The 3,086-nt window shown below is 47.5% G+C and carries 1 protein-coding gene and 1 pseudogene; both read right to left on the bottom strand.

Annotated elements, in window-relative coordinates:
- The coding region (locus ACYVIC_RS10680; RefSeq protein ID WP_460859765.1) for a condensation domain-containing protein at window positions 1-1,645 on the bottom strand (1,645 nt) is incomplete at its 3' end.
- A 143-nt stretch (window positions 1,646-1,788) separates the two neighbouring features.
- A pseudogene (locus tag ACYVIC_RS10675) lies at window positions 1,789-3,086 on the bottom strand (non-ribosomal peptide synthetase); the annotation flags it as partial.

Genomic DNA, 3,086 nt, shown 5'->3' with positions numbered 1-3,086 from the left:
CGGCCGATAATTCAGCATGACGCTCAAACGCACACAACCAGTGCTCCTGTGCTGTCGCCAGAGACGCCCCTCCCGAACTCCATTGCTTGAGCGTGCTCTGCTGTTCAGGACACGATAATGACAATTGATGAATATCACTTTCTGGTTGTGTACAGATACAGCGCAACAGTTCAATATAGCTAGCGGCCAAATGAGAAATACTCTCTTTAGCAAAGAGACTCGTATCGTATGTCCAGTTAACCTGAAGCCCATCACTTATCGGAGTAACAGCCAACTCCAAATCGACTTTCGCTTTAGTTCCTTCCTGCGACAACACCTCAACGTTTAGGCCCGGTATAGTAAAATTCATTTGGGCAGTTTCGTTTAACCCAAAGACAATTTGAAAGATTGGCTCATGGTTTAGGTTGCGTATTGGGTTTAACTTTTCAACCAGCAAGTCGAAAGGTACATTTTGATGCTCAAACGCATCAAGAATACTGCATTTATTTTGCTGCAATAAGTCAATAAAGCTCATGCCCGGCAGGCACTGAGTGCGTAATGCCAAGTTATTGATAAAAAATCCAATTAACGGTTCTAATTTAGGATGACACCGCACAGAAATGGGACTGCCAATAACTACATCCTGTTTTTGGCTATGAAGGCTAATCAAAAGAGCTAGGCAGGTTTCCAACAACATAAAACGCGTGACTTCTTGTTGTTGGGCAAGTTCATCCAATTTATCAAGCAACGTACTGTCAATCACCTGCAGAAAAACACCCCCTTGGTAATCACGCTGTGCACTTCTGACACCATCGAGGGGCACGCCATGCACAGGGTCAATGCCATCCAGCTTACCCTGCCAATAGAACAAGCTCTGGTTTAGCGTATCGCCCACTAAGCCCTCTTTTTGCCAAATGGCAAAATCAGCATATTGCACGGTCAACTCAGGTAAGGTATTCGGCTGCCCTTGGGTAAATGCTTGGTAAAGCGCACTGAACTCTCTGAGTAAAATCTCCATAGACCAGCCATCTGCTGCTATATGGTGCAAGGTCACAAGGAGTATATGCACCTGTTGAGCTTTTTTAATTAATGTAACTCTCAGCATTAAATCAACACTTAAGTCAAAGTCAGCCTCTGCCTCTTTCCGAATTTGCTCACGTATGGACGCCTCCAGAGCCATTTCCTTAAGCAGCGAGAAGTCAAGTACATCAATGTTAAGACTGCTGTACGGTTGGATCACCTGATATGGCTTATCCTGTTCGTCTTTAGCAAAGCGGGTACGAAGTATTTCATGCCGGTTGACAATAGTATTAAATGCTTTGAACAGTGCCTCCTGGTCAAGCTTCCCTGTCAACTCCAAAGCACAGGGAATATTATATTGAGCACTAGCACCATCAATCTGATCCAAAAACCATAAACGTTTTTGCGAGTATGATAGAGGGAGCCTAGCTGTGCGATCTGCCTTGAGAATATCAGAATTGAAGCTTTTCCCCGACTTCTCGCGCAATACGTTTATCAATGCCAGTTTTGACGTTTTTATCTGCGCTATGAGCTCTGGTGTCAGATTTTCCCTGGCCCCCCTAATTACCAGTTCGGTATTATCTTTTACCCCGACTTTAACGCCCTTCTTCTTCAAGTCTTTTATCAAGTTAGTTACATTTATCATAGCGATAGCTCAACTTCGTTATCCGCAAAAGAGTCTTCCTCATCCAACTGAATGCTCGCTATCATGTCTTCCGTTGCTATCTGTGATGCAATCATCTCTAACGTTGCAGTAGAAAATAACTGACGCGCCGTCATGGCTATACCAGCTTGTTGTAGTCTGGAAATCACCTGCATCACCAGCAGTGAATGTCCTCCCAATTCAAAGAAGTTGTCATGGATACCTACCCGCTCTACACCCAGTACTTCCTGCCAGATTTTACATATGACCAATTCAACTTCGTTACGTGGTGCCACATACTCTGCCTGGAGGCTGGACATATCCGGCTCCGGCAAGGCCTTACGGTCAACCTTGCCATTCGGGGTCAGCGGCAGCTTCTCCAGTACCACAAAGACTCCCGGCACCATATACTCAGGTAATCTGCCCTTGAGATCTGCCTTCAGTTCTTCAACCAAACGCTGATGGACTTTGTCTTCTTCCGCTTTGCTACCATTGCTGACATAAGCAACCAATTGCTTATCACTCTTGCCGGACACCCTCGCCACGACCACTGCGTCCAACACCTGACTATGCCCCAACAAAAGCTGCTCTATTTCTCCCAGCTCAATCCGGTAACCCCGGATCTTCACCTGATGGTCAATGCGACCCAAAAACTCCAGATTGCCATCCGCCAAACGACGCACCAGGTCACCTGTCCTATACAAGCGCTCACTGCTACCCGCTCTGGCTGTATCATAATAAGGGTTAGCGATAAACTTCTCCGCCGTAAGCTCTTCCTTGTTCAGGTACCCCCTCACCAAGCCTGCTCCGCCTATATACAGCTCTCCGGCCACACCCACTCCTACCGGTTGCTGATGACTGCCCAATACCAGTAACTGGGTATTGTCTATCGCATGTCCTATGGATACTGAACCATGGTCATGACTCACAGACTCATTGCCGGATATCTTAAAAACCGAACACCCCACCACTGTCTCTGTTGGGCCATACTCATTCACTATCGTAGAGCCCGGTAAGAGTGTTTCTTTCCACAAACGAGCCAATGGCGCATGCAGCGCATCGCCTCCTACGATTAACCAGTGGGCCTGTTCGCTCACCACCTCTTCTCCAAGCCGGTAAGCCAAGCCTTCCAGATGGGCCGGGGTTATTTTCAGCAGCATCGGTTCGCTCGCCTCCTTCAGGCTCGCGGCCAGTTGCTCGATTTCCTCATTGTTCTGAGTCAGTAGCTTCAGCCACTTACCTGCCACCAAAGGGCCGAGTAAACTGGTAACCGTCGCATCAAATGCCAAAGGAGAGCTCACGATGCTGCCCGACACATAGGGGAAATAGCTGCTGCTAATATAATTCAGGTAATTACTTACCCCCTGATGCTCCACCATCACCCCTTTGGGTTGCCCTGTCGACCCTGAGGTATAAATCACATACGCCAGATGCCGGCTGCTCA

The organism is Rheinheimera gaetbuli (assembly GCF_054781935.1).
Note: the sequence above shows the minus strand (reverse complement) of the source record. Positions and strands in the feature narration are given on the sequence as shown.